This window comes from Streptomyces luteolifulvus (assembly GCF_008806595.1).
Taxonomy (GTDB): Bacteria; Actinomycetota; Actinomycetes; order Streptomycetales; family Streptomycetaceae; genus Streptomyces; species Streptomyces luteolifulvus.
This window is the reverse complement of record NZ_VZRB01000003.1, coordinates 261,650-287,392: the sequence shown is the minus strand read 5'-3', so window position 1 is coordinate 287,392 and position 25,743 is coordinate 261,650. Positions and strand designations below refer to the sequence as shown.

At 68.4% G+C, this 25,743-nt stretch carries 23 protein-coding genes and 2 tRNA genes; 10 read left to right on the top strand and 15 right to left on the bottom strand.

Annotation, left to right across the window (positions count from 1 at the left end; genetic code table 11):
- Nucleotides 1–72: 72 nt before the first annotated feature.
- Entirely contained in the window at nt 73–975 is a 903-nt protein-coding gene (locus F7R91_RS06330; protein WP_150945333.1) for a rhomboid family intramembrane serine protease, read from the bottom strand.
- 117 nt (nt 976–1,092) lie between these two features.
- Nucleotides 1,093–1,626: a peptidylprolyl isomerase gene (locus F7R91_RS06325; protein WP_150945331.1), complete on the bottom strand. Its 534-nt coding sequence runs from the start codon at nt 1,624–1,626 to the stop codon at nt 1,093–1,095.
- 353 nt (nt 1,627–1,979) lie between these two features.
- Between F7R91_RS06325 and F7R91_RS06320 the strand changes: the two genes are divergently transcribed.
- Nucleotides 1,980–2,684, top strand: a complete 705-nt coding sequence (locus F7R91_RS06320; RefSeq protein ID WP_150945329.1) for a DUF5324 family protein — start codon at nt 1,980–1,982, stop codon at nt 2,682–2,684.
- 419 nt (nt 2,685–3,103) lie between these two features.
- Here the strand turns inward: F7R91_RS06320 and F7R91_RS06315 are convergent.
- Nucleotides 3,104–3,176: transfer RNA gene (locus F7R91_RS06315), tRNA-Ala, on the bottom strand.
- A gap of 181 nt (nt 3,177–3,357) precedes the next feature.
- Between F7R91_RS06315 and F7R91_RS06310 the strand changes: the two genes are divergently transcribed.
- Entirely contained in the window at nt 3,358–3,906 is a 549-nt protein-coding gene (locus F7R91_RS06310) for a helix-turn-helix domain-containing protein (protein WP_150945327.1), read from the top strand.
- A 196-nt stretch (nt 3,907–4,102) separates the two neighbouring features.
- Entirely contained in the window at nt 4,103–5,803 is a 1,701-nt protein-coding gene (locus F7R91_RS06305; RefSeq protein ID WP_150945325.1) for a serine/threonine-protein kinase, read from the top strand.
- A gap of 126 nt (nt 5,804–5,929) precedes the next feature.
- Here F7R91_RS06305 and F7R91_RS06300 read toward each other — a convergent pair whose 3' ends face one another.
- A complete protein-coding gene (locus F7R91_RS06300) occupies nt 5,930–7,276 on the bottom strand; it encodes a hypothetical protein (protein ID WP_150945324.1) in 1,347 nt (448 codons plus the stop codon).
- A gap of 112 nt (nt 7,277–7,388) precedes the next feature.
- Nucleotides 7,389–7,517 (bottom strand): DLW-39 family protein, encoded by a 129-nt coding sequence (locus tag F7R91_RS06295; RefSeq protein ID WP_003999697.1) that lies wholly within the window; start codon nt 7,515–7,517, stop codon nt 7,389–7,391.
- A 338-nt stretch (nt 7,518–7,855) separates the two neighbouring features.
- Here F7R91_RS06295 and F7R91_RS06290 point away from each other — a divergent pair, with 338 nt between their 5' ends.
- The gene (locus F7R91_RS06290) at nt 7,856–8,218 is read left to right on the top strand and encodes a DUF6344 domain-containing protein (RefSeq protein WP_150945322.1); all 363 of its coding nucleotides are present in this window, start codon (nt 7,856–7,858) and stop codon (nt 8,216–8,218) included.
- Between the two features lie 192 nt (nt 8,219–8,410).
- Here F7R91_RS06290 and F7R91_RS06285 read toward each other — a convergent pair whose 3' ends face one another.
- The 10 genes from F7R91_RS06285 to dnaA all read right to left on the bottom strand — a co-directional run bounded on the left by F7R91_RS06285 (nt 8,411) and on the right by dnaA (nt 21,615).
- Nucleotides 8,411–8,764: a VOC family protein gene (locus F7R91_RS06285; protein WP_150945321.1), complete on the bottom strand. Its 354-nt coding sequence runs from the start codon at nt 8,762–8,764 to the stop codon at nt 8,411–8,413.
- Between the two features lie 92 nt (nt 8,765–8,856).
- Nucleotides 8,857–8,933, bottom strand: a tRNA-Ile gene (locus tag F7R91_RS06280).
- Between the two features lie 135 nt (nt 8,934–9,068).
- Entirely contained in the window at nt 9,069–9,833 is a 765-nt protein-coding gene (locus tag F7R91_RS06275) for a DUF3566 domain-containing protein (protein WP_150945319.1), read from the bottom strand.
- Between the two features lie 22 nt (nt 9,834–9,855).
- Nucleotides 9,856–12,450, bottom strand: a complete 2,595-nt coding sequence (gyrA, locus tag F7R91_RS06270; RefSeq protein ID WP_150945317.1) for a DNA gyrase subunit A — start codon at nt 12,448–12,450, stop codon at nt 9,856–9,858.
- Nucleotides 12,451–12,492: 42 nt separating this feature from the next.
- Nucleotides 12,493–14,556: a DNA topoisomerase (ATP-hydrolyzing) subunit B gene (gyrB, locus tag F7R91_RS06265; protein ID WP_150945315.1), complete on the bottom strand. Its 2,064-nt coding sequence runs from the start codon at nt 14,554–14,556 to the stop codon at nt 12,493–12,495.
- A 385-nt stretch (nt 14,557–14,941) separates the two neighbouring features.
- Complete coding sequence (locus F7R91_RS06260) at nt 14,942–15,475, bottom strand: DUF721 domain-containing protein (RefSeq protein WP_150945313.1); 534 nt, start codon at nt 15,473–15,475, stop codon at nt 14,942–14,944.
- Nucleotides 15,472–16,593 carry a DNA replication/repair protein RecF gene (recF, locus tag F7R91_RS06255; protein WP_150945311.1) on the bottom strand — a complete coding sequence of 374 codons (1,122 nt, stop codon included), beginning with the start codon at nt 16,591–16,593 and terminating at the stop codon, nt 15,472–15,474. Before recF ends, F7R91_RS06260 begins: the two co-directional genes overlap by 4 nt.
- A 52-nt stretch (nt 16,594–16,645) precedes the next feature.
- Complete coding sequence (gnd, locus tag F7R91_RS06250; RefSeq protein ID WP_150945310.1) at nt 16,646–17,521, bottom strand: phosphogluconate dehydrogenase (NAD(+)-dependent, decarboxylating); 876 nt, start codon at nt 17,519–17,521, stop codon at nt 16,646–16,648.
- A gap of 139 nt (nt 17,522–17,660) precedes the next feature.
- On the bottom strand, nt 17,661–18,791 hold the full coding sequence (gene dnaN / locus F7R91_RS06245; RefSeq protein WP_150945604.1) for a DNA polymerase III subunit beta: 1,131 nt from the start codon (nt 18,789–18,791) through the stop codon (nt 17,661–17,663).
- 859 nt (nt 18,792–19,650) lie between these two features.
- On the bottom strand, nt 19,651–21,615 hold the full coding sequence (gene dnaA, locus F7R91_RS06235; protein WP_150945308.1) for a chromosomal replication initiator protein DnaA: 1,965 nt from the start codon (nt 21,613–21,615) through the stop codon (nt 19,651–19,653).
- A 364-nt stretch (nt 21,616–21,979) separates the two neighbouring features.
- On the opposite strand from dnaA, the gene rpmH reads away from it, so the two are divergent.
- The 6 genes from rpmH (at nt 21,980) to rsmG (ending at nt 25,512) form a co-directional block, all read left to right on the top strand.
- Nucleotides 21,980–22,117 (top strand): 50S ribosomal protein L34, encoded by a 138-nt coding sequence (rpmH, locus tag F7R91_RS06230; protein WP_003956500.1) that lies wholly within the window; start codon nt 21,980–21,982, stop codon nt 22,115–22,117.
- Nucleotides 22,118–22,138: 21 nt separating this feature from the next.
- Nucleotides 22,139–22,510 carry a ribonuclease P protein component gene (gene rnpA, locus F7R91_RS06225; protein WP_150945306.1) on the top strand — a complete coding sequence of 124 codons (372 nt, stop codon included), beginning with the start codon at nt 22,139–22,141 and terminating at the stop codon, nt 22,508–22,510.
- Nucleotides 22,507–22,860, top strand: coding sequence for a membrane protein insertion efficiency factor YidD (gene yidD, locus F7R91_RS06220; protein ID WP_150945305.1), 354 nt, complete (start codon nt 22,507–22,509; stop codon nt 22,858–22,860). Before rnpA ends, yidD begins: the two co-directional genes overlap by 4 nt.
- A 3-nt stretch (nt 22,861–22,863) precedes the next feature.
- Nucleotides 22,864–24,141, top strand: coding sequence for a membrane protein insertase YidC (gene yidC, locus F7R91_RS06215; protein WP_150945303.1), 1,278 nt, complete (start codon nt 22,864–22,866; stop codon nt 24,139–24,141).
- Nucleotides 24,142–24,156: 15 nt separating this feature from the next.
- The gene (locus F7R91_RS06210; RefSeq protein ID WP_150945301.1) at nt 24,157–24,669 is read left to right on the top strand and encodes a Jag family protein; all 513 of its coding nucleotides are present in this window, start codon (nt 24,157–24,159) and stop codon (nt 24,667–24,669) included.
- Between the two features lie 123 nt (nt 24,670–24,792).
- Nucleotides 24,793–25,512 (top strand): 16S rRNA (guanine(527)-N(7))-methyltransferase RsmG, encoded by a 720-nt coding sequence (gene rsmG, locus F7R91_RS06205; protein ID WP_150945299.1) that lies wholly within the window; start codon nt 24,793–24,795, stop codon nt 25,510–25,512.
- Nucleotides 25,513–25,743 lie beyond the last annotated feature (231 nt).

Genomic DNA, 25,743 nt, shown 5'->3' with positions numbered 1-25,743 from the left:
TCGGGGTCAGGGGGCACACCTGTTCCCGCACCGTATGCACAAGATCCGCCACACGCTGTGGACAAGCCCTGCTCAGGTGAGCTGTGCGGTCCTCAGCACGGTCATGAGCACGACCACGGCCAGCACCAGGGCGGAGGTGCCGTACTGGATCAGCGCCCGGTGCTTGCGAGGGGCGTGGACCATGGCGTAGCCAGTCACGACACCGGCGACGAGCCCGCCGATGTGGGCCTGCCAGGAGATGTTGAACCCGGGACTGAAGGTGAAGATCAGGTTGATGACCAGCAGCGCGATGATGGGCCGCATGTCGTAGTTGAGGCGGCGCATGAGCACGGCGGTGGCGCCGAAGAGGCCGAAGATCGCGCCGGAGGCGCCGAGGGTGGCGGTGGTGGGGGAGGCGAGCAGATAGGCGAGTGCGCTGCCCGCGAGGCCCGAGACGAGGTAGAGCGTGAGATAGCGGGCCCGCCCGAGGGCTGCTTCGAGTGGGCCGCCGAGCCACCACAGGCTGAGCATGTTGAACGCGATGTGCCAGATTTCCTGGTGGGTGAACATCGTGGTCACCATGCGGTACCAGTCGCCGTCCGCGACGCCCTCGGTGGGTGTGAACGGCGCCGGCGGCCATGCACCGAGCAGGACCAGGTCGTTCAGCAGCGAAGTGCTGACTTGGACGGCGATGAAGACCGCGACGTTGATCCCGATGAGGATTTTGGTGACGAGGCGGGGGTCGGCGGTGACGGAACCGCCGGCGATGGTGCGCGGGCGGGCGGCGTTGGGGGCGAGTCCGCTGCCGCGGACGCAGTCCTGGCAGTGGAAGCCGACGGAGGCGTTGACCATGCATTCGGGGCAGATGGGGCGGTCGCAGCGGGTGCAGCGGATGCCGGTCTCGCGGTCCGGGTGGCGGTAGCAGCCGGGCAGGCTCTGGGCGGGCCGGGTGCCGTGGTCCTCCGGGCCCTGCGGGCTGCCTGGCGCCTGGTCCATGAGATCCCCTAAGTCGTCGTCCGCACATGCCCCGCCCCGCTCATCCATACGGACGAGCGGGGCGAATGGTTCCCTTCGGGCGCGGTCCGCTGGGATCTGCCCGTGGGCAGGGGTGTCTCAGCTCTGGCGCGTCTCGATGACGACGGACTCGATGACGACGTCGTTGACCGGGCGGTCGTTGGGGCGAGTGGTGGGGGCGGTGGCGATGGCGTCCACGACCTTCTGGCTGGCGGGGTCGGTGACCTCGCCGAAGATGGTGTGCTTGCGGTTCAGCCAGGCCGTCGGGGCGACGGTGATGAAGAACTGCGAGCCATTGGTACCCGGGCCGGCGTTGGCCATGGCGAGCAGGTAGGGCTTGTTGAAGGCGAGGTCGGGGTGGAACTCGTCCTCGAATTCGTAGCCGGGGCCACCGATGCCGGTGCCCAGGGGGTCGCCGCCCTGAATCATGAAACCGCTGATGACGCGGTGGAAGATCGTGCCGTCGTAGAGCTTCTTGGTGGACTTCTCACCGGTGGCGGGGTGGGTCCATTCGCGCTCGCCCTGCGCGAGCTCGGTGAAGTTCCGGACCGTCTTGGGGGCGTGGTTCGGCAGGAGCCGGACTTCGATGTCGCCGTGGTTCGTCTTCAGGGTGGCGTAGAGCTGCTCGGCCACGATCTGCCTTCCGTTGTCTTCTTGTGCCCCTCCGATCCTTGCACGCTTCGGGCTGTGCGTCGCCCGACAGCCGGGCAAGACGGGCGGTTCGGGAGGTTCGGTCGCAGAAAAGCCGGTCGAGTGGTCCCGGGCCGGGGGCGCCGGGCGGCGATCCGTGGCATTGTCGACGACAAGCTCCTGTTGCCCCGTATTCATCCGCTATTGCAGTTGATCAGCTGTTGAGCAGTTCCTGATCGGAGTCATCCCGCGTGACCCGGATGCCCGCCCTCACATGCCCCAGGGCTCGTTGGCAGGCATGATCCGTAAAAGGGTGGAAAGTCGAAATACCGTACGCCACCGAGGAGGAGGAACCCGTGACCCGCATCGACAGCGTGCGCGCCGCGACCGGCTCGGCGAAGGACAGCGTGCTGCACGCCGCGGAAGTGGTGGCGCCCTACGCCGACACGGCCAAGGACAGGGCCGCGCACTACGCACATGAGGCACGCGTACGGCTCGCGCCGAGGGTGTCGCAGGCCGCCGAACAGGCCCGCGTCCAGTACGACACACATGTCGTGCCGCGCCTGGAGCAGGCCCGTACCCATGTGCCGCCGAAGGTGGATCAGGCCGCGCAAGAGGCTGCCATCCGTACCCGCAAGGCTGCCCAGCAGGCCGCCGACTACTCCCGGCCGAGGATCGAGCAGGCGGTGGCCGCGGCCGGGCCCGTGAGGGAGGAAGCCGCCGCGCGGTCCGTCGCCGCGTTGGCCGCACTGCGCGGCCAGGTCTCGGCGAAGGAGATCCAGAAGCTCGCCCGCAGGCAAGAGCGACGGGCGCGGGCCGGTCGTCTCGCCAGGGCGCTGGCGGTTCTGGGGCTTGTCGCGGGTGGCGCTTTCGCCGCCTGGAAGTGGTGGGACAAGCAGGCCAACCCGGACTGGCTGGTCGAGCCGCCTGCCGCGACGGAGGTGCCCGAGTCGAGCGGATTGTCGTCGGTGGACGGCAGCGGCCATCAGTCCGTGCTTGACCCCGAGGTAGAGGCCAAGCAAGCCGAGGAGGAGGCCGCGGACCGCGACGATCGTCCGTGAGCCCGGCGGGCCTCGCTCGTTCTCGTCAACATCGCCCGGGGGCAGGAGACTTCATGTCTCCTGCCCCCGGGCGATGTTTCACGTGGAACCGGCACAGAGCGTTTACCGCCCCCGCCCTTGATGACGTTTGCAACGGCTTGAGCGTGCAGATTCCGTGCAGACTTTCCTTACGCTCTGCTGCTCATTGATTACGCACCTTACTGAAGCCCAGCTCACGCACGGTCTGCACCCCTCGACGGACCTCCAGCCTCCTCGTGGGCACCTGCGCCGCCACCCCACCGCGACCGACCGCCGGGGATGTTTGCGCAAAGGCCTGCAACGCCCCTCACAATGCTGCGTGACGCACGTCACGTCGGCGAGTCCCGTGCATGCAAAAACCGGCCAGAGGCCCGTTGAGGGCGTCCGGCCGGTCCGAGGTGTGGAGCCTAGGGGAGTCGAACCCCTGACATCTGCCATGCAAAGACAGCGCTCTACCAACTGAGCTAAGGCCCCGGAAGAGGAGCGTCCGACCGGTGAACCGCATTCCGTCGGGCGCCGCAGACCAGAGTACCGGGTCGCCCCGGGTATCTCGCAAAAAGATTGGGGGTCCCTATGAACGACCACTCTCCGTAAGATGCTCGGCGTGGTTCGCTACAGCGAACCACAGTACTTGGGGAAGCGATGGGGAGACGCAATGGACGCCGCACAGCAGGAAGCGACCGCAAGAGCGCGGGAACTGCAGCGGAACTGGTACGGGGAGCCTCTGGGGGCGCTCTTCCGTAAGCTCATAGACGATCTTGGGCTCAATCAGGCTCGCCTGGCGGGGGTACTCGGTCTGTCGGCACCGATGCTGTCGCAGCTGATGAGCGGGCAGCGGGCGAAGATCGGCAATCCCGCAGTGGTGCAGCGGGTCCAGCTGCTGCAGGATCTGGCGGGGCAGGTCGCGGACGGCAGCGTGAGCGCGGCAGAGGCGACCGATCGCATGGACGAGATCAAGAAGTCCCAGGGGGGATCGGTGCTCAGCAACACGACGCAGACGACGAGCAGTTCGGGGGCGCCCACCGTCAAGCGGGTGGTCCGCGAGATCCAGTCGCTGCTGCGCTCGGTGGCGGCGGCGGGGGACATCATCGATGCGGCCGACACCCTCGCCCCGACCTACCCGGAACTGGCAGAGTTCCTCCGGGTGTACGGCGCGGGCCGGACCTCTGACGCGGTCGCGCACTACCAGTCCCACCAGAACTGAGCCAACGGGCCCGTCACCGAAGGGGGTTCGGGGACCGGGCCGACGGCCGAGGAGGGGCGCGAGGGGGGTACGCGCCCTCTCCGTGCGGGACACGCGGGGGTGTGTCCCTCACAGGAATGCGGCGCCGGGAGGGTCGTATCGCTCCTCGTGGGGGAAGCAAGGGGGGTAACCGAAGGGGGAGGAGCGGCGCACTGCCATGGGTGAGGTCTTCGCCGGCCGGTACGAACTGGCCGACCCGATCGGGCGTGGAGGAGTCGGCGCCGTATGGCGTGCCTGGGACCATCGCCGCCGACGGTATGTGGCGGCCAAGGTCCTTCAGCAGCGAGACGCGCACTCGCTGCTGCGCTTCGTCCGTGAGCAGGCGCTGCGGATCGATCACCCCCATGTGCTCGCGCCCGCCAGCTGGGCCGCCGACGACGACAAGGTCCTGTTCACGATGGACCTGGTCGGCGGCGGTTCGCTGGTCCACCTGGTCGGGGACTACGGCCCGCTGCCGCCGGCGTTCGTCTGCACGCTGCTCGACCAACTGCTGGCGGGACTGGCCGCGGTGCACGCGGAAGGTGTCGTGCACCGTGACGTCAAGCCCGCCAATGTGCTGCTCGAAGCCACGGGCACGGCACGGCCGCGGTTGCGGCTGTCCGACTTCGGCATCGCGATGCGGCTGGGTGAGCCGCGTCTGACGGAGACCAACCTCGTGGTGGGGACGCCGGGTTATCTGGCGCCCGAACAGATGATGGGTGCGGAACCGGACTTCCCCGCCGACCTGTTCGCCGTGGGACTGGTGGCGCTGTATCTGCTGGAGGGCGCCAAACCGGACGCCAAGGCGATCATCCAGTACTTCGCGGAGCACGGAACACCGAGTGCGCCCAAGGGCGTTCCCGAGCCGCTGTGGCAGGTTGTGGCCTCGCTGCTGCAGCCGGATCCGCAGGCACGGTTCCGGACGGCCACGGGGGCGCGCAAGGCGCTCGCCTCGGTGCCCGACCTCCTGCCGGATCCGGGCCCCGACGACGAGTTGATCGAGATCTTCGACCAACTCGGGCCACTGCCACCGGGGTTCGGTCCGGACGGTCCGCTCAAACCTGCGCGGGGCGTGGTCGCGGGACCGGGGGCCGGGGCGGGTGCGGGGACTTCCCGGTCCGCGGGTGAGTCGCCGTCGCTGCCGGGGGGCGAGGACGGGCCAGTTGTCGGCGGTGGCGTCGGCTCCGTGGCCGCCGGGCCCGGCACCGGGTCCATACCGCCGGCCTCGGCGGGCGCACGCGTCGTAGAACCCGGTCCTCGTGGCACCGGGCCGCAGTCGGTGCCGGACGGAACGCCGTCCCCGCCCGCTCACGCTCCGGCCGTGCCGGGCCTCCCCCCGGAGCCGTCGGGCCCGGCGCAGCCGCCCAGCATGTCGGACACCGGAAGCTTCCATCTGCCGCCTCCGCAGGCGACCGTGACCTCCTCTCGGACGCCCGCTGCACCGGCACCGCACGCCGAGTCCCCTGCCCAGGCCCAGCCGCCGTCGCCTGCGCGAGTGCAGCCACAGCCGCAGCATCAGGCCCCCGCACACCACCACGGCCAGGACCACTCCCCCCATGTCTCCCCCTACGACCCCACGCATGTGCTGTCCTCCCCCCGAGCTCATGTGCCGCACTATCCCGACCAGGCGCTGACGCCGACCCCTGCTCCCGGTCCGGCCCGGCACCAGGGCACCGATGCCTCTACTGCTTCGTACACCGCTCAAGGCCCGCAGGTTCCGCCTCCCGCGCAGCAGATTCCCCAGCGACGGCATCGGGCCGGCCGTGCGGGCCGTCGCGCCGCCCGCCGTCCCGGACCACCGGCGCGGGTCGCAGTCCCGCTCCTGCTGCTCGCGCTGGCCTGCTACGCGGTGGGTTTCTGGGCACTGGCTCACATCTGACGGGCGGGCTGGACCGTTGACCGGCGGGCTGGACCGTTCCGGCGTTCTGGACCGTTCGGGCTCCGCCTCGGCCCGCATCTCGGCCGCGGCCGGCCCACGCCCCGCCACACCCCCGCGTCAGCGCCGTCAGGCTCCGGCTCCGGCTCCGGCCCTCCGCCGTGCGACCGCCGTCCACACCCCGAGCACCGCCAGCAGAACCGAGCCCGTACCGATCCCGCCCGCGGCGAGCAGCTTCATCGTGGCGTCCGCGTCCTCGCCTCCGGCCCCACCGTGCCCCTCCGGCGCCGCTGCCCGGTCCTGTGCGGTGATCCCGAACAGGCCCTCCGGTGCGGACTGTCCCGAGTAACCGGGCCCGGCCTTCGTCGCACCCTCGACCCGCACCCGAAGCTTCAGCCCGATCGGGACATCCCCGAATTCGTCGGCGACCTGCGCCGCCAGGTGCACAACGAGGTAATAGGAGCCGGCGAACCGCATGGTGTTCACCCGGCCCACGGCGGCGTAGCGGTTGGGGTACGCGACCGGCGGCAGTGGGTCGAGGACGGCCGATTTCTGGCTGCCGTCGTAGCTGACACCCGCGTCCTCGACCTTGTCGCGCACCGGGTTGTACAGCGACATGTCCAGGGCGCCGGGCACGAAGCCGCGGTCCCCGCTCGAGGCACTGCCCAGGTCGGCGGTGGCGTAGAGCTGCCGGCCCCAGTCGACCGGCACTCTGTAGAAGAGGGTCTGGCCGGGCCGGATGTCGTCGCGCCAGACCCCCGGGGAGAGGAGGCGGGCCGAGGCGAAGCCCGTGCCGCCCGTGCGGCGGGTCGCTCCGCCGGTGAGGGGCGCGGGCGAGGCAGAGTTCCAGGCTTCGGGCGCACTCGTCTCGCCGGTCCGCTTCAGGCGCGGCTCCAGTACGGGGGTGAGCTCCAGGTCCCAGGCTGCCGGCGAGGCTTCCGTTCTGGCGACGCGCTCGACGACCACGTAGTAGGTGCCGCCGCCCTGGCACAGGGTGCCTGTGGGTTTGGCCTCGCGGGCGCCCACGGCGGTGATGGGGTGCGTGCTGCGGCTCGAGCCGATGCTCGCGGTCTCGAAGGAGCAGGAGCTGCCGTTGGCGTCCTGTACGGACACCCTGATGCCGTCGCTCGCGGAGACCGTCGTGCCCTCAGGGGGGACGGCGGTGGCGGAGACGTATGCGTTCGATGTGGAGTCGAGTTCGAGGCTGTAGTAGAGCTTGCCGGTGGTCGGGAGGGAGCTCGTGTAGGTCGTGCCGGGACTCAGGCGTTCGGCGTCCGTGGTGCTCGTCGCGCCCTGGACGGAGCGGGCGTCCTCGGCGAAGCCGTAGGGGCCCGGGGTGCCTGCTGCCGACGCGGTCGGACCGGGCAGCAGGGCGGCCGCGCACAGCACCGCGCCGACGGCGGCCACGCGCGCGTGCAGGGACGGACGACCGCACGACGTCCTCGCGTACCACCCCGTCGTACGCCGCCCGATCATGCGCCACCCTTCGTCGTGTGCCCCGACCGTGGGACCGGGGCCCATCCTGGCAACACAAAACCCCGACCGTGAAGACGGCCGGGGTCTGTTCAGAATGCTCGATTGACGGTACTCACGAACCCGTGGGCACGGAGTCAGTCGCCTCCGTCCACAGATCCTGCTCGGCGCGATCCGCCTGGATCTGGCGGTACACGAGGAGCCCGCCGATGGCGGCCAGTGCGACCAGGAGAAGCTTCTTCACCGCGCGACCTCGTCTTTCCTTGACGTAGGGGACCTCTGCCGCCCGACTATACACACCGACCGATATCGATCGGTGACCTGCGTCGGCCCCTCAACTTCCTTGGGCAACGCCGCAGTAGAAGCGGAAGGTACTGCTCCGATCAGAGAGTGATCACTCTCTCACGGACGGTCCCTTTGACCGCATACGTCCCTGCTCTTCCACTTTTCATGCCTCTTGCGTCCATCCGAGTGGTGTTCATCCGAAGATCGACGCGTCATGGGCGTCGGTCCACGGTTTCGCGACCCCCATACACATCATGAGGAAAGTACGCAAATCGCCCGACCCGAAAGTGAGGGGCCATGACCAAGAACAAGGTCATGAACCTGTGGACCGCCATCGTCACCGCCTTCCTCGCGCTGTTCACGGCGCTCGGGCTCGTCACGCCGGCCGCCGCGGCGGCGGTACCGCAGACCGAGGCAGCGCGCAACAGCGACAGCACGAGCGCTCCTGCCGCCGATAGGCCGGCACCGGCGATGCTCCACTGGTCCTGGCTCCACGCCAGGTCCCTGCCCCCCACGATGAAGCAGCGCATCCACGCCGAGGCCCACGGCAAGTCCCCAAGCTGCCGCCACCGCCCCCAGACGGACGCGGCCTCCACGGCAGACTCCCTGTGCGACACCGCCGTGACGCCCGAGAAGCCCACGGCCCCTCTCCAGCGCTGACAGCACGGCACCTCACAGCGCGTCACCCGCTTCTCTCTCACGTCCACGACGTAACGGCGATCTTGCGTACAACGCCCCTGAGAAAGAGACGACGAAGACCCCCAGGCACGAGCCCCGGGGGTCTTCTGTATGTCAAAGGCCGCAACTGAACTGCATGCGCGCCAGGCTGGACACGCGCGTTCTCAGGGGTTCTCAGTGGCGCAGTTGGCCAAGGACGCAGAACTCGTTGCCTTCGGGGTCCGCCATGACAACCCACGACTGGTCGCCCTGGCCGATGTCGACACGCTTCGCGCCATGAGTCTCAAGGCGAGCCACCTCGGCGTCCTGGTCATCAGGCCTGAAGTCGAGATGCAGCCGGCTCTTGACCTTCTTGCTCTCATCAATCCGGACGAAGTCCAGCCCTGGCAGGCGATCCGGCTCCGGGCGGATCTCGAACTCATCATCGGAGGAGTGGACCACGACCCAGCCAAGAGCCGTGGCCCACCACTGCCCCAAGGCCTCCGGATCCACCGAGTGAACGATTACCTGTTCCCATTCCAAGGTCATCCGCCGATCCTAGGCCGACCTGGACCCCGGCGGCTGAAGTCAGCCGTAGATGTGAAAGACCCCCGAGCCATCCGGACCGGGGGTCTTTGTGCTGGTGGGGCTAACAGGATTTGAACCTGTGGCCTCATCCTTATCAGGGATGCGCTCTAACCAACTGAGCTATAGCCCCGCCGCGCTCTGCGGTGTGTGTCCCGCGCGCCGACTCCTGAAGATTAGCGCACGACATGGGCAGTCCCAAAATCGGTTGTCGCAGGACCCTCGGCAGAGGTTTGAACCGCTGTCGCGGTGAAGGCCTGCCCCGATGTCACTCGTCCTCGGCGAGCGTGAGCTCGATGCCGCCGACGAAGCCCGCGGAGAGGTTGTAGATGAACGCGCCGAGCGTCGCCAGCGCCGTCGCGAGGACGACGTCGATGACGGAGATGATCGTCGCGAACATCAGGACATGCGGAAGCGACAGGAAGGACTGCAGGTCGAAGCCGTTCGACTCGTTGGAGCCGGTGGCCTCCGAGATCGTGCCGCCGACGGTCGAGAAGACGCCCATCGCGTCCATGACCATCCACAGCACCGCGGACGCGACGATCGTGCAGATGCCCAGCGCGATGGAGAGCAGGAAGCTGACCTTCATCACCGACCAGGGGTCGGCCTTGGCCACCCGCAGACGTGCCTTGCGGGTGCGGGGCATGGTGCGCGCGCCGGTGCGCGGGCGGCGTACGACGCCCGCCGGGGCCTGGGTGGGATAGGCCTGCGGCGGGTGGTAGGGCCCGCCGGCCTGCTGCGGCTGGCGCTCCCCGGGCAGCGGGGAGTTGGCCGACGGTGCCACGGGCTGGGCCGGCGGCTGAGCGTGGGCGACCGGGGTGGCCGCGGTCTGGCCCCGATGGGCCTGCGGACCTCGGGTGTCCGTCACAGTTCCCCCCTGGGGTCCATGTGTCTCGCGCGAGCGCGAGTCAGTCGCGGATGACTTGATCGGCTTGAGGTTCGTCGTGTGCGGGTCAGTCGTGTTCGCGGCGGAGCCACGGCCGCTGCCGTCCGTGTTCGTACCGGTCGATCCGGCGCCCGTGGCTCCGCTCACGATGACTCACTCACTCCTCGTGTTACTCGGCCGGGGGCGCCTCACCCTCGACCGTACCGCTGGTCGCGGCACTCTCGGCGGTCTCGTCGACGGCAACGTCACCGTCGACCTCCTCCGCCTCGCGTCCCGCTTCCGCGTTACGTGCGATGCCGACCACGGCATCGCGCTTGCCCAGATTGATCAGTTGGACGCCCATGGTGTCACGGCCCGTCTCCCTGACCTCGTTGACTCGCGTACGAATCACACCGCCGGACAGCGTGATGGCGAGGATCTCGTCGGTCTCCTCGACCACCAGCGCACCGACGAGGGATCCGCGATCCTCGACGATCTTGGCGGCCTTGATGCCGAGGCCGCCGCGACCCTGGACGCGGTACTCGTCGACGGCGGTCCGCTTCGCGTACCCGCCGTCCGTGGCAGTGAACACGAACGTACCGGGTCGAACAACATTCATCGAGAGCAGTTGGTCGCCCTCGCGGAAGCTCATGCCCTTGACACCCGAGGTGGCACGACCCATGGGACGCAGTGCTTCGTCGGTCGCGGTGAACCTGATCGACTGAGCCTTCTTGCTGATCAGAAGCAGATCGTCATCGGCCGAGACGAGTTCCGCTCCGATCAGTTCATCGTCGGAACCGTCCTCGGTTTCCCGAAGGTTGATCGCGATGACACCACCGGAGCGCGGCGAATCGTAATCCTTCAGAGGCGTCTTCTTGACCAGACCGCCCTTGGTGGCCAGGACCAGATAGGGCGCCGCCTCGTAGTCGCGGATCGCGAGGATCTCCGCGATCGCCTCGTCCGGCTGGAAGGCCAGCAGGTTCGCGACGTGCTGGCCGCGCGCGTCCCGGCCGGCGTCCGGCAGCTCGTACGCCTTCGCCCGGTACACACGGCCCTTGTTGGTGAAGAACAGCAGCCAGTGGTGCGTGGTCGACACGAAGAAGTGGTCGACGATGTCGTCTTCCTTGAGCTTCGTGCCCCGTACGCCCTTGCCGCCGCGCTTCTGCGCCCGGTAGTCGTCCGCCTTGGTGCGCTTGACGTAGCCACCGCGGGTGACGGTGACCACGATGTCCTCCTCGGCGATGAGGTCCTCGATGGACATGTCGCCGTCGTAGGGGATCAGCTTGGTCTTGCGGTCGTCGCCGTACTTCTCGACGATCGCCGCCAGCTCCTCGCTGACGATGCCGCGCTGGCGGACCGGGGAGGCGAGGATCTGGTTGTACTTGTTGATCTTCGCCTGGAGTTCGTCGTGCTCCTGGACGATCTTCTGGCGCTCCAGGGCGGCCAGCCGTCGCAGCTGCATCTCGAGGATGGCGTTCGCCTGGATCTCGTCGATCTCCAGGAGGCCCATCAGGCCCGTGCGCGCGATCTCGACGGTCTGACTGCCCCGGATCAGGGCGATGACGTCGTCGATGGCGTCCAGGGCCTTCAGCAGACCGCGCAGGATGTGCGCCCGCTCCTCCGCCTTGCGCAGCCTGAAGCGCGTACGGCGGACGACGACCTCGATCTGGTGCGTCACCCAGTGGCGGATGAACGCGTCGAGGGAGAGGGTGCGCGGCACGCCGTCGACCAGCGCCAGCATGTTGGCGCCGAAGTTGGTCTGCAGATCGGTGTGCTTGTAGAGGTTGTTCAGCACGACCTTGGCGACCGCGTCCCGCTTGAGGACGATGACCAGCCGCTGGCCCGTACGGGACGACGTCTCGTCGCGGACGTCCGCGATGCCGCCGATCTTGCCGTCCTTGACCAGGTCGGCGATCTTCTGTGCGAGGTTGTCCGGGTTGACCTGGTACGGCAGCTCGGTGACCACCAGGCACTGGCGGTTCTGGATCTCCTCGACCTCGACGACCGCGCGCATGGTGATCGAGCCGCGGCCCGTGCGGTACGCCTCCTCGATGCCCTTGCGGCCCACCACCAGGGCGCCGGTCGGGAAGTCGGGGCCCTTGATGCGCTCGATGAGGGCGTCCAGGAGTTCCTCGTGCGAGGCCTCCGGGTTCTCCAGGTACCACTGGGCGCCGGCCGCGACCTCGCGCAGGTTGTGCGGCGGGATGTTGGTCGCCATGCCGACCGCGATACCGGCCGAGCCGTTGATCAGCAGGTTCGGGAACCGGGCCGGCAGGACGGTCGGCTCCTGGGAGCGGCCGTCGTAGTTGTCCGTGAAGTCGACGGTCTCCTCGTCGATGTCGCGGACCATCTCCATCGACAACGGCGCCATCTTGCACTCGGTGTAGCGCATGGCCGCCGCCGGGTCGTTGCCCGGAGAGCCGAAGTTGCCGTTGGAGTCCACCAGCGGCATCCGCATCGACCACGGCTGCGCAAGGCGGACCAGCGCGTCGTAGATGGAGGAGTCGCCGTGCGGGTGGTAGTTGCCCATGACGTCGCCGACGACACGGGCGCACTTGTAGAAGCCGCGCTCGGGGCGGTAGCCGCCGTCGTACATGGCGTACAGCACCCGGCGGTGGACGGGCTTGAGACCGTCCCGGACGTCCGGCAGCGCACGCGAGACGATGACGGACATCGCGTAGTCGAGGTAGGAGCGCTGCATCTCCGTCTCGAGCCCGACGGGCTCGACGCGCAGAGTGATCTCGCCGCCCTCTTCAGGGGTCACGGGAATGTTCTCGTCGGCCATTGCTGGTGAAGATCCTTTCTGATGCGGTCAGCTGAGACCGACTCAGATGTCGAGGAAGCGGACGTCCTTGGCATTGCGCTGGATGAACTGGCGGCGCGCCTCGACGTCCTCGCCCATGAGGACCGAGAACAGGTCGTCGGCCTGGGCGGCGTCGTCGAGCGTGACCTGGCCGAGCACACGGTGCTCCTGGTCCATGGTCGTCACGCGCAGCTCCTCGGCGTTCATCTCACCGAGACCCTTGAAGCGCTGGACCGAGTCGTCCTTGATCCGCTTGCCGGCCTGCTTGCCCAGCTCGATCAGTGCGTCGCGCTCGCGGTCGGAGTACGCGTACTCGAAGTCGTCCCTGCCCCACTTGATCTTGTAGAGCGGGGGACGCGACAGGAACACGTGCCCGGCCTCGACCAGCGGCCGCATGAAGCGGAACAGGAAGGTCAGCAGCAGGGTGTTGATGTGCTGGCCGTCGACGTCGGCGTCCGCCATCAGAATGATCTTGTGGTAGCGCAGCCTCTCGATGTCGAAGTCCTCGTGGACTCCGGTGCCGAACGCGGAGATCAGCGCCTGGATCTCCTGGTTCTGCAGGATCTTGTCGATCCGCGCCTTCTCCACATTGAGGATCTTGCCGCGGATCGGGAGGATCGCCTGGTACTGCGGGTTGCGGCCGGACTTGGCCGAGCCGCCGGCGGAGTCACCCTCGACGATGAAGATCTCGCACTTGGTGGGGTCGTTCGACTGGCAGTCGGAGAGCTTGCCGGGCAGCGAAGCGGTCTCCAGCAGGCCCTTGCGGCGCGTCAGGTCACGGGCCTTGCGGGCCGCCACGCGCGCGGTGGCCGCCTGGATGCCCTTGCGGACGATGTCCGCCGCCTCGTTCGGGTTGCGGTCCAGCCAGTCGTTGAGGTGCTCGTAGACGGCCTTCTGCACGAAGGTCTTCGCCTCCGTGTTGCCCAGCTTGGTCTTGGTCTGGCCCTCGAACTGCGGCTCGCTGAGCTTCACCGAGATGATCGCGGTCAGACCCTCGCGGATGTCGTCACCCGTGAGGTTGTCGTCCTTCTCGCGCAGCAGCTTCTTGTCGCGCGCGTACTTGTTGATCAGGTTGGTGAGCGCGGCGCGGAAGCCCTCTTCGTGCGTACCGCCCTCGTGCGTGTGGATGATGTTGGCGAAGGAGTACACGCCCTCGCTGTAGCCGCTGTTCCACTGCATCGCGACTTCGAGGGAGAGGCTCTTCTCCTTGTCCTCCGCCTCCAGGTCGATCACCGACGGGTGCACCGCGTCCCCCTTGCGGGAGTTGAGGTACTTCACGAAGTCGACGATGCCGCCGTCGTAGTGGTACGTGACGGTCTTGACCTCGGCCGTCTCGTCGGCGCCCGCCTCGTCGGCCCCGGAGGTCGCCTTCGCCGACTCGCGCTCGTCCGTGAGTTTGATCGTCAAACCCTTGTTGAGGAACGCCATCTCCTGGAAGCGCCGCGAGAGCGTCTCGAAGGAGTAGTCGGTGGTCTCGAAGATGTCGGCGTCGGCCCAGAAGGTGACCGACGTGCCCGTCTCCTCGATGGCCTCGTGCTGGGCCAGCGGGGCCGTCGGCACGCCCATCTTGTAGTCCTGCGTCCAGCGGTGGCCGTCCGTGCGGACCTCGACGGCCACCTTCGAGGACAGCGCGTTCACGACGGAGACACCGACGCCGTGCAGACCACCGGAGACCGCGTAGCCGCCACCGCCGAACTTGCCGCCCGCGTGCAGCACGGTCAGCACGACCTCGAGGGCCGGCTTGCCCTCGGAGGGGACGATGCCCACCGGAATGCCACGGCCGTTGTCGACGACACGCACACCGCCGTCGGCGAGGATCGTCACATCGATGGTGTCCGCGTGGCCGGCCAGCGCCTCGTCGACGGAGTTGTCGACCACCTCGTACACGAGGTGGTGAAGTCCGCGCTCACCGGTCGAGCCGATGTACATACCGGGTCGCTTGCGGACCGCGTCCAGACCCTCGAGGACGGTGATGGCGCTGGCGTCGTACGAGGCGTTGACCTCGCCGTTCACGCCGGCGTCGGTGGACGGGATGTTCTCGTTGGGGTTGCCGGAATCGGCCACGAAGCGCCCTTTCTGGCACAGCACGAGCCAGGCTCTGGGGTCCCCTCCGGGGAGGGTTGCCGGAGCGGCTGCGGCATGTTGCGTTGGTAAGCCTTGATCAGCCTTGATCAGCGTTGCTCAGCTTTTCCCGGACGGTCCCCACGTGTGGGGCGGGATTGGCTTCCAGTCTACCGGTAGCGCCGACAGTGATGGGGGTTTGCCGGTACCTGAGTCCTCATGTGCCGCCCTCAACCGGTCTCGGCCGGGTCCCCATATACGGAGCGGGGCTCCAAGAGGCTCACAGCGGCACTCAGCGCTTCCGAGCGTCAACCCTTGGCTACTTGGGAGTCAGGTCGGAATTCGCAACCGCGTGCGGTTCCACGACCGAGCCCCCGCCGGCCCCGCCCGACAGCCGCCGACGTGATGTACGTCACCCGTAGGTGTCACCGGGACCTGTGCTGCCAGGGGCACGCAGGGGGCCGTAGCGACGGGTGGGACCACCAGGACCGTTCACCTTGATCAGCTTCACCGTGCCCTGCCCCAGGTCCTCGTTCAGCCGCGCGACCAGCTGCGGCGCGAGCAACCGCAGATTCGTCGCCCACGCCGTGGAATCGCAGCGCACGACCAGCACCCGCTCGTCCTCGTCGTACCGCTCCGGCACACAGTGCTTGGCAAGGTCCTCGCCCACGATCTGCGGCCAGCGCCCCATGACACCGCCCACCGCGGCCGGCGCCTCCCAGCCCCGCTCCGTGATCAGACGGTTGATCGCGGCACCCAGCGCCATCGGATCCCGCCCGTCCGCCCGCGCACCCGACCGCAGACCCCCGCGCCGTGCCTGCTTCTTCTGCTGCGCCGCGTCCCCACGCGCGCGTGCCTGCTCCCTCGCCGCCCTCAGCGCCACGCGCGCGAGATCGACACCGGAGGGTTCAGGGGTCCCGCCGGCAGCCGGCTCGTCCGTGCTCATACGCGCTCCACCGCCCCGTCCGACACCGAGAACCGGACCCCCGCCAGAACATCCGGCACGTCGTCGTCGACCGCGGCGGTCACCAGCACCTGCTCACCGGGCGCGACCAGCTCGGCCAGACGTTCACGGCGACGGGTGTCCAGCTCCGCGAACACGTCGTCGAGCACCAGCACCGGCTCGTTCCCCTCGGCCCGCAGAAAGTCGTACGACGCCAGCCGCAAGGCCAGCGCGTACGACCACGACTCGCCGTGCGAGGCGTATCCCTTCGCGGGCAGCTGGCCGAGCTTGAGCAGCAGCTCGTCCCGATGCGGACCCACCAGCGTCACGCCCCGCTCGATCTCCTGCTTGCGGGCGTCGGCGAGCGCCGCCATCAGCTGCTCGTAGAGATCCTCGCGCGTGTGCGCCTCACCCGGCGCCGACGGCTTGTACTCCAGGGCCACCGGACCACCGCCCGGCGCCAGTTGCTCGTACGCCTTGTCCGCCAGCGGCTGGACCGCCGCGATCAGATCCATGCGCTGGGCGAGCAACTCCGCGCCCGCGCGGGCGAGATGCTGGTCCCAGACGTCGAGCGTGGACAGATCCATGGACCGCCCGCCGTGTCGGCGGGCCAGCGCGGACGTCTTCAGCAGGGTGTTGCGCTGCTTGAGGACCCGCTCGTAGTCGGAGCGCACCCCTGCCATCCGCGGAGAGCGGGCGGTGATCAGCTCGTCCAGGAAGCGGCGCCGCTCACCGGGATCGCCCTTGACCAGAGCAAGGTCCTCGGGCGCGAACAGCACGCTCCGTACGATGCCCAGCACATCCCGCGGTCTGACCTGCGAGGACCTGTTGATACGGGCGCGGTTGGCCTTTCCCGGGTTCAGCTCCAGCTCGACCAGCTGCTGCCGTTCGCCCTGTCTGACCTGCGCCCGGATCACCGCCCGGTCGGCACCCATGCGCACCAGCGGGGCATCCGAGGCGACCCGGTGACTGCCGAGCGTGGCGAGATAGCCGACCGCCTCGACCAGGTTCGTCTTGCCGTGCCCGTTCGGGCCCACGAAGGCGGTGACGCCCCGGTCGAGGGGGACCTCGACCCGGGCGTACGAGCGGAAGTCGGCCAGCGACAGATGCGTGACGTGCATGGTCGTTCGCCGACCTCCCCCAGGGTTGTGGACCGCCGGGCGGCCCTGTGGACTACTTCTTCTCGACCGCGTGGCCGCCGAACTGGTTCCGCAGCGCCGCGATCATCTTCATCTGCGGCGAGTCCTCCTGGCGGGACGCGAACCGCGCGAACAGCGACGCGGTGATCGCCGGCAGCGGCACCGCGTTGTCGATCGCGGCTTCCACAGTCCAGCGTCCCTCACCGGAGTCCTGTGCATAACCCCGCAGCTCGTCCAGGTGCTCGTCCTCGTCGAGGGCGTTCACCGCGAGGTCCAGCAGCCAGGAACGGATGACCGTGCCCTCCTGCCAGGAACGGAAGACCTCCCGCACATCGGTCACGGAGTCGACCTTCTCCAGGAGCTCCCAGCCCTCGGCATAGGCCTGCATCATGGCGTACTCGATGCCGTTGTGGACCATCTTGGCGAAGTGGCCGGCACCGACCTTGCCTGCGTGCACGGCGCCGAGATCGCCCTCCGGCTTGAGGGCGTCGAAGACGGGCTGCACCTTGGCGACGTTCTCCGGGTCTCCGCCGTACATCAGCGCATAGCCGTTCTCCAGGCCCCAGACGCCGCCGGAGACGCCGCAGTCGACGAAGCCGATGCCCTTGGCCGCCAGCTCCTCGGCGTGCTTCTCGTCGTCCGTCCACCGCGAGTTGCCGCCGTCCACGACGACGTCACCCGGCTCCAGCAGCTCCGCCAGCTCGTCGATCGTCGACTGGGTGGCGGCACCGGCCGGGACCATCACCCACACGACCCGCGGGCCCTGCAGCTTGCCCACAAGCTCTTCCAGGCTGTGGACATCGGCGAGATCCGGGTTGCGGTCGTATCCGAGGACGGTGTGGCCTGCGCGGCGTATCCGCTCGCGCATGTTGCCGCCCATCTTGCCGAGGCCGACGAGACCGAGCTCCATCAGTTGTTCCTTAGGTTTTGCGACGTGGCGTTACGGCACTTCCGTGCCTGCGTCCGAGCCTAAACCCGGACGCTCGCTCACATCTGTGGGCATACCCGCTCAGACGTACGCCCCGACCTGCGGGTTTCTGATGGAGGCGTCAGCCGCTGAGCCGCACGGGCATGATCAGGTACTTGTAGGCCTCGTCCGCCTCGGCGTCCACCGCCGGCTTGCCGCTCAGCAGCGCCGGCTTCGTGGACGTCGTGAAGGACAGCTGGGCGACGGGCGAGTCGATGGCGCTCAGGCCGTCCAGCAGGAACGTCGGGTTGAAGGCGATCGAGATGTCGTCGCCCTCCAGCTGGGCGTCGACCCTTTCCACAGCCTGTGCGTCGTCGCTGGAGCCGGCCTCCAGAATGAGCACGCCCTGCTCGAAACTGAGCCGCACCGGGGTGTTCCGCTCGGCGACCAGGGCCACACGCTTGACGGCCTCCACGAAGGGGGCGGTCTCGATCACGGCGACCGAGTTGAACTCCGTCGGGAACAGTGTGCGGTACTTCGGGAGGTCGCCCTCCAGCAGACGGGTCGTCGTGCGGCGCCCAGCGCCCTCGAAGCCGATCAGGCCCTCGCCCGCGCCCGAGCCGGACAGCGCCAGGATGACGCTGTCGCCGCTGGTGAGCGCCTTGGCGGTGTCCAGGAGCGTCTTGGCGGGCACCAGGGCGACCGCGGAGGCCTCCGGGTTCTCCGGCTTCCACAGGAACTCGCGGACCGCGAAGCGGTAGCGGTCGGTGGAGGCGAGCGTGACCGTGTCGCCCTCGATCTCGATGCGCACACCGGTGAGAACGGGCAGCGTGTCGTCACGGCCGGCGGCGATCGCCACCTGGGCGGCCGCGGCGGCGAAGACTTCGCCGGGGACCGTGCCCGTGGCGTTCGGCATCTGCGGAAGCGCCGGGTACTCCTCCACAGGCAGGGTGTGCAGGGTGAACCGCGAGGAGCCGCACACCACCGTCGCTCGTACACCGTCTGTGGAAATCTCGACCGGGCGGTTGGGGAGAGCGCGGGAGATGTCCGCGAGGAGGCGGCCGGAGACGAGCACGGTGCCCTCCTCCTCGACCTCGGCCTCCACGGACACGCGCGCGGAGACCTCGTAGTCGAAGCTGGACAGGCTCAGCTGGCCGTCCTCGGCCTTCAGCAGAAGGCCGGCGAGGACAGGCGCCGGCGGACGGGCCGGAAGGCTGCGTGCCGCCCAGGCCACTGCCTCCGCGAGTACGTCGCGTTCCACCCGGATCTTCACTGTTGCCGCCTCCTGCTGTTGCCGGCGCTTCTCGCCCTGCCTGGCTTCGTCGTCTGTCTCGGCGTCGTCGGCCCCTGTGAGGGGAAGGACACCGGGGACCAGTCTGACGCACGGCACTGACAGTAGGTGCCTCTCGGGGTCAAGTCGTGACGAGGGGCAGCCGGGAGCCGGGCGGCGAGTTGTGCACAGGACCCTCTTCGAAACGGATTCCGACCTCTCTCTAGTCGGGAGTAGTAGTAGGGCCTGTGGAAACCGTGGATAACCGCGTTTGCGCAGGTCAGCTAGGAAATTTTGTCCACGGGCCCTGTGGGCGGAAGCGGTGGACAACCGCGGGTCTCTGTGGAGAACGGAAAGTTCTGCACACGCCGTGCACAGCCTGGCGGGAGTTCTCCCCAGTGCCGTCCCCAGCTTTACCCGTGTTTCCCACAGCCCAACCCGGCACCTTTGTGTGACGCCTTTCACTCGACACGGTGAGGACGCGCTCCGGGTTGCCGAACAGTGGACAGCTCTGTGGAGAAGCTGGGATTCGCTGGGGACAACCGGGCCGATCCTGTGGGTTGCCGGTGGACAACTCGGTGCACAGGTTGTGGATCATCGCTTCGTCCACAGTCTGTGGAGATCGTTCGTCCACGAATCCACAAGTACCTGAGCTGGTCTGATGGTCTTTCAACAGCGGGCGCTGTGGACACGATCTGGACAACTCCACAGTCCCCAGGATGTGGACGGGAGAAAGTCGCCGAATCTGTGGAGAGTGGCCGTAACCCGCCCTGTATTCGAACACCGGGTGCCCGGGGAACGACGAAGGGCGTCCCCGGGATCTCCTCCCGGGGACGCCCTCGGCGCCGGTTCGAGGCGGCTGTCAGCCGTTCTTGATGCGGTTGGTCAGCTCGGTGACCTGGTTGTAGATGGAGCGCCGCTCGGCCATCAGATTGCGGATCTTGCGGTCGGCGTGCATCACCGTCGTGTGGTCGCGGCCGCCGAACAGTGCGCCGATCTTCGGCAGGGAGAGGTCGGTGAGCTCGCGGCACAGATACATGGCGATCTGGCGGGCCGTGACCAGGGCGCGGCCGCGCGAGGTGCCGCACAGGTCCTCGACGGTCAGCCCGAAGTAGTCGGCGGTCGCGCCCATGATCGCCGTCGAGGTGATCTCGGGGGCGGAGTCCTCGCCGCCGGGGATGAGGTCCTTGAGGACGATCTCCGTCAGGCCGAGGTCCACGGGCTGACGGTTGAGCGAGGCGAACGCCGTCACCCGGATCAGTGCGCCCTCCAGCTCGCGGATGTTGCGCGAGATCCGGGAGGCGATGAACTCCAGTACTTCCGGCGGGGCGTTGAGCTGCTCCTGGACCGCCTTCTTGCGCAGGATCGCGATGCGCGTCTCCAGCTCGGGCGGCTGGACGTCGGTGATCAGACCCCACTCGAAACGGTTCCGCAGCCGGTCCTCCAGTGTGACCAGCTGCTTGGGCGGCCGGTCGGAGGACAGCACGATCTGCTTGTTCGCGTTGTGGAGCGTGTTGAAGGTGTGGAAGAACTCCTCCTGCGTCGACTCCTTGTCCGCGAGGAACTGGATGTCGTCGACGAGCAGGATGTCCATCTCGCGGTAGCGCTTGCGGAAGCTGTCGCCCTTGCCGTCGCGGATGGAGTTGATGAACTCGTTGGTGAACTCCTCGGAGCTGACGTACCGCACACGCGTGCCCGGGTAGAGGCTGCGCGCGTAGTGCCCGATGGCGTGCAGCAGGTGCGTCTTGCCGAGGCCCGACTCCCCGTAGATGAACAGGGGGTTGTAGGCCTTCGCGGGGGCCTCGGCGACGGCGACCGCGGCCGCGTGGGCGAAGCGGTTGGAGGCGCCGATGACGAAGGTGTCGAACAGGTACTTGGGGTTCAGCCGGGCGGTGGGTTCGCCGGGGCCGGTCGCCGGTGCGGGTTTCGCGGCCAGGGGGCCGGGGGCGCCGCTGGCCGCAGGCAGCGAGGAGCCGACCGGACCGCCGCGGTGGACGTGCCCGGAGCCGGCCGGCGGCTCGGGCAGGTCCCTGCGGGGGGCGCGCGGGTCGTAGTCCGCGCGCGGGGGGTCGTAATCGGGGCGTGCCGGGTCGTAGTCCGGGCGCTGCTGGTCGTAGTCGGGACGCTGGCCGTCGTACGGCGGACGCTCCACCGGCTGGGGGCGGTAGTCCTGTGACGGCGGCGAGTACGAGTCCGGCGCGGGGGACCCATAGGCGTCCTGGGACGCGGATCCGTAGGTGTCCTGCGTCGGCGATGCGTACGGATCGCGTTCGGGGAAGCCCAGCCGCTGCTGCTGCCAGCTGTACTCGTCCTGCGCGGGCCGCGGCCAGGCGCCGGGCTCCGGGCGCTGGTACTCGGAGGGATAGGCGGGGCGGGGGGTGGGGAGCTGGTCGCCGACCGTGCCGGGGTGCTGTTCGGAGCGGCCGGGCCCGCGGTCGTCGGCGCGGTGGCGGCCGTATCCCTCGTACGTGTCGCGCTCACGGGCCGTGGGGAGCTCGGGCTCCTCGTACCTGGAGCGGCCGGCCGGGGCAGGCGGGGGCGGAGGGTCGCCGGCCGAGTCGTCGACGGTGATGGCGATGCGGATCGGGCGGCCGCACTCGCGGCTCAGGGTCTCGCTGACGATCGGGGCGAGCCGGCCCTCGAGCACGCCCTTGGCGAACTCGTTCGGTACGGCGAGCAGGGCGGTGTCGGCGACCAGCGCGAGCGGCTGACAGCGCCGGATCCAGTGTTCGTCCTTGACCTCGACGCCCTGCCCGCGGCTTTCACCGAGGAGTTGTTCCAGTACTCGTGGCCACACTGCGGCAAGATCGGCAGGTACGTCAGCCACAGGGCACGCTCTCTCACGGGTCCCTCGAAGGTGTGATTCGGGGACGGGTTGGGTGTCAGTCGAGGGACGAAGGAACGATGCGGAGTCCAGTCACGGTAGTCAGGGCGATGGGTGCGGTTCAAGTTGTTGTCCCCAGGCTGTGGATAGTGTCTCCCCGCGGCCCCTGGTTTGACCGGATGGCGTAGCCCCGCGTACCGTAACCAGGTCGAGTTGTCGATGGCTGCTGCCGCCTGCCTCCGATGGGCACAGATCATTTGGGTGATCGGTCAGCGGTGCACTCGGGCGTAACGCGAGCTACTCGTGGGCGCACGGTGACAGCCAGGACGGCACCCCGCAACCACCGATTTATTTCTGGAGCCCCCGAGTGAGCAAGCGCACCTTCCAGCCGAACAACCGTCGTCGCGCGAAGACCCACGGCTTCCGGCTGCGTATGCGCACCCGTGCCGGCCGCGCGATTCTCGCGTCCCGCCGTAGCAAGGGTCGCGCCCGTCTGTCCGCCTGATCCCGGTCAGGTCATGCCGTCGTGCTGCCCACCGAGAACCGGCTGAGGCGGCGCGAGGACTTCGCGACCGCGGTACGACGAGGCCGTCGGGCCGGACGCCCGTCACTCGTCGTCCATCTTCGTAGCGGTGCCACGGACCCGCACGCGCCTGGGGAGAGCGCTCCCCCGACGCGTGCGGGTTTCGTCGTCAGCAAAGCCGTGGGCGGAGCAGTGGTGCGCAACAAGGTGAAGCGCAGGCTTCGCCATCTGATGCGCGATCGAGTCGCACTTTTGCCCCCCGGTAGCCTGGTAGTCGTACGAGCGCTGCCCGGTGCGGGTGACGCCGACCATGCAGAGCTGGCCCGAGACCTGGATGCCGCCCTGACGCGGCTGCTGGGAGGGGGCGCGCGATGAAGTACCCGCTGCTGGCACTGATCAAGCTGTACCAGTGGACCATCAGTCCGTTGCTCGGACCGGTGTGCAAGTACTACCCGTCGTGTTCTCACTACGGCTACCAGGCCATCGACCGGCATGGTGCGATCAAGGGCACGGCACTCACGGCCTGGCGCATCCTGCGCTGCAACCCGTGGTCGCTGGGCGGTGTGGATCATGTTCCGCCGCGCAAGCGCCCGCGGTGGCACGAAATGCTGCGTGACGCCTGGCGTGCACGCAGGGGCGGGCCCACCTCCGCCGAACCGGCCACTGAGGGGCAGACTCCTTCGAGCCCGGCCGCAGAGACCCCGTCCCATGCCCAAGGAGCATGATCAGTGGACACGATTGCCAGCTTCTTCAGCTTCATCACGACACCCGTTTCCTGGGTCATCGTCCAGTTCCACACGGTGTACGGTGCGATCTTCGGCCCTGACACCGGGTGGGCCTGGGGCCTGTCCATCGTGTCCCTGGTGGTCCTGATCCGCATCTGCCTGATCCCGCTCTTCGTGAAGCAGATCAAGGCGACCCGGGCCATGCAGACGCTCCAGCCCGAGATGAAGAAGATCCAGGAGCGCTACAAGAACGACAAGCAGCGTCAGTCCGAAGAGATGATGAAGCTGTACAAGGAGACGGGGACCAACCCCCTCTCCTCGTGCCTTCCCATCCTGGCGCAGTCGCCGTTCTTCTTCGCCCTGTACCACGTGCTCAACAGCATCGCCAACAATGACACCGTCGGTGTCATCAACCAGAGCCTGCTGGAGAGCGCGCAGAAGGCGCACATCTTCGGGGCACCGCTGGCCGCGAAGTTCACCGACAGCACCGCCGAGGTCACGGCGCTCGACGCCTCGCTGACCACCGTCCGCATCGTGACCGCGGTCATGATCGTCCTGATGTCCGCGTCGCAGTTCTACACGCAGCGCCAGCTGATGACGAAGAACGTCGACACCACGGTGAAGACGCCGTTCATGCAGCAGCAGAAGATGCTGATGTACGTCTTCCCCGTCATGTTCGCGGTCTTCGGTATCAACTTCCCGGTCGGTGTCCTCGTCTACTGGCTGACCACCAACGTGTGGACCATGGGCCAGCAGATGTACGTGATCCACAACAACCCGACCCCGGGTTCCAAGGCCCAGGCCGCGTATCTGGAGCGCCTGTACAAGCACGTCACGCACCAGGGCAAGACGCGTAACCGCCGTGAGCGCGCCATCGTCAAGGCCATCGTGGTCAAGGGCCGCGACCGCAACGAGCACGAGCGCAAGTTCATCAACGGCCTGAACAAGGCGGGACTCGCCGCCCAGGCCGACGGCAGTGTACTGAAGAGCGAGGGCGCCGTCGCCACCCAGACCGAGGACGGCACGCCGACCACCGGCGGTACGCCCAGGCGTCAGCAGCCCAAGCGGCAGAGCAAGGCGCAGCGCCAGTCCGGCGGCCCGAAGGCGGCCGGCGACTCTGAGCACAAGACGTCGCTGAGCAAGGCCGACGAGCCGGAGGACGACAAGCCCGCCGCTGCCAAGAAGGCCGCGCCGAAGCAGACCGGCTCCGGTACCCGCAGCAAGGCCCAGTCCGGACAGCGCAAGGGTCCGCAGCGGCCCAAGTCCCCGTCCAAGAAGTAAGAAGGAGTCCATCCCGTGACGGAAGGCACCACCTCCGCCGCTGCCGAGGGTGCAGACACCCTGACCCGCCTGGAGCAGGAGGGTGAGATCGCGGCGGACTACCTCGAGGGTCTGCTGGACATCGCCGACCTCGACGGCGATATCGACATGGACGTCGAGGCCGACCGCGCCGCTGTCTCGATCATCAGTGACTCGGGCAGCCGGGACCTGCAGAAGCTGGTCGGCCGTGACGGCGAGGTGCTGGAGGCCCTTCAGGAGCTGACGCGCCTGGCCGTGCACCGGGAGACCGGGGACCGCAGCCGGCTGATGCTGGACATCGCGGGCTACCGGGCGAAGAAGCGTGCGGAGCTTTCCGAGCTGGGTGCCAAGGCGGCGGCCGAGGTCAAGAGCACCGGTGAGTCCGTGAAGCTGAAGCCGATGACGCCGTTCGAGCGCAAGGTCGTGCACGACGCGGTCAAGGCCGCGGGTCTGCGCAGCGAGTCCGAGGGCGAGGAGCCGGAGCGCTTCGTCGTTGTGCTCCCTGCCTGACCGGTCCGTTCGTTCCTCCGGCCCCGTCTGCCCGCAGACGGGGCCGAACTTTGTCAGCCTGATAGTTCTGGTGGTTGGCGTCGGCGCCCGGTGCGCCGATGCGGTACGGAAGGACGGTCCCCCGTGACGGAGGCAGCGGAGCTTCCCCCCGCGCCCGAGCAGGCGCGTGAGGTGTTCGGTGATCGCTTCGCGGATGCGGTCCGATACGCGGAGCTGCTCGCTGAGGCGGGCGTGCAACGCGGTCTGATCGGGCCGCGTGAAGTGCCCCGCCTGTGGGAGCGGCACCTGCTGAACTGCGCCGTGCTCTCGGAGGTCGTTCCCGAGGGCGTGACGGTGTGCGACGTCGGGTCCGGCGCCGGCCTCCCCGGCATTCCCCTGGCACTCGTCCGGGAGGATCTGAAGATCACGCTGCTGGAGCCACTGCTGCGGCGTACGACCTTTCTGACCGAGGTCGTGGAACTGCTGGGCCTGGACCATGTCACGGTGGTCCGCGGCCGCGCCGAGGAGGTCATGGGCAAGCTGAACCCTGTCCATGTGGTCACGGCTCGGGCAGTGGCTCCCCTGGACCGCCTGGCGACCTGGGGCATTCCGCTGCTGCGCCCTTACGGCGAGATGCTGGCGCTCAAGGGCGACACCGCCGAGGAGGAGCTGAAGAGCGCGGCCACGGCGCTGAGCAAGCTCGGCGCCGTGGCGACATCTGTCCTCCATGTCGGTGAGGGGGTGGTGGATCCCCCGTCCACCGTGGTGCGGGTGGAGGTCGGGGAGAGCCCCGGAGGAGTGCGCTTTGCGGCCAAGCGAGCGAAGGCCGCGCGTACGGGCCGAGCACGTCGGCGTCGTGGATAGTCGGGAGGACCTCCGCTCCGGCCGCACCGGCCCCACTGATCCGTCCTGACGACGAGACGTACTCCACACAAGCTGGCAAACCTACGCAGGTCGGAGTGTCGCGGCAGTCCGGCTATGGCCACTGTGCATCGTGTTTCACGTGAAACGTCGCTCACTGCTGCACGGAATCATCAGTCGGGGCCGCGCCGCGGCCGAACCCCGTGACCGCAAGCCTCTCGGTTCGCTCGGAGA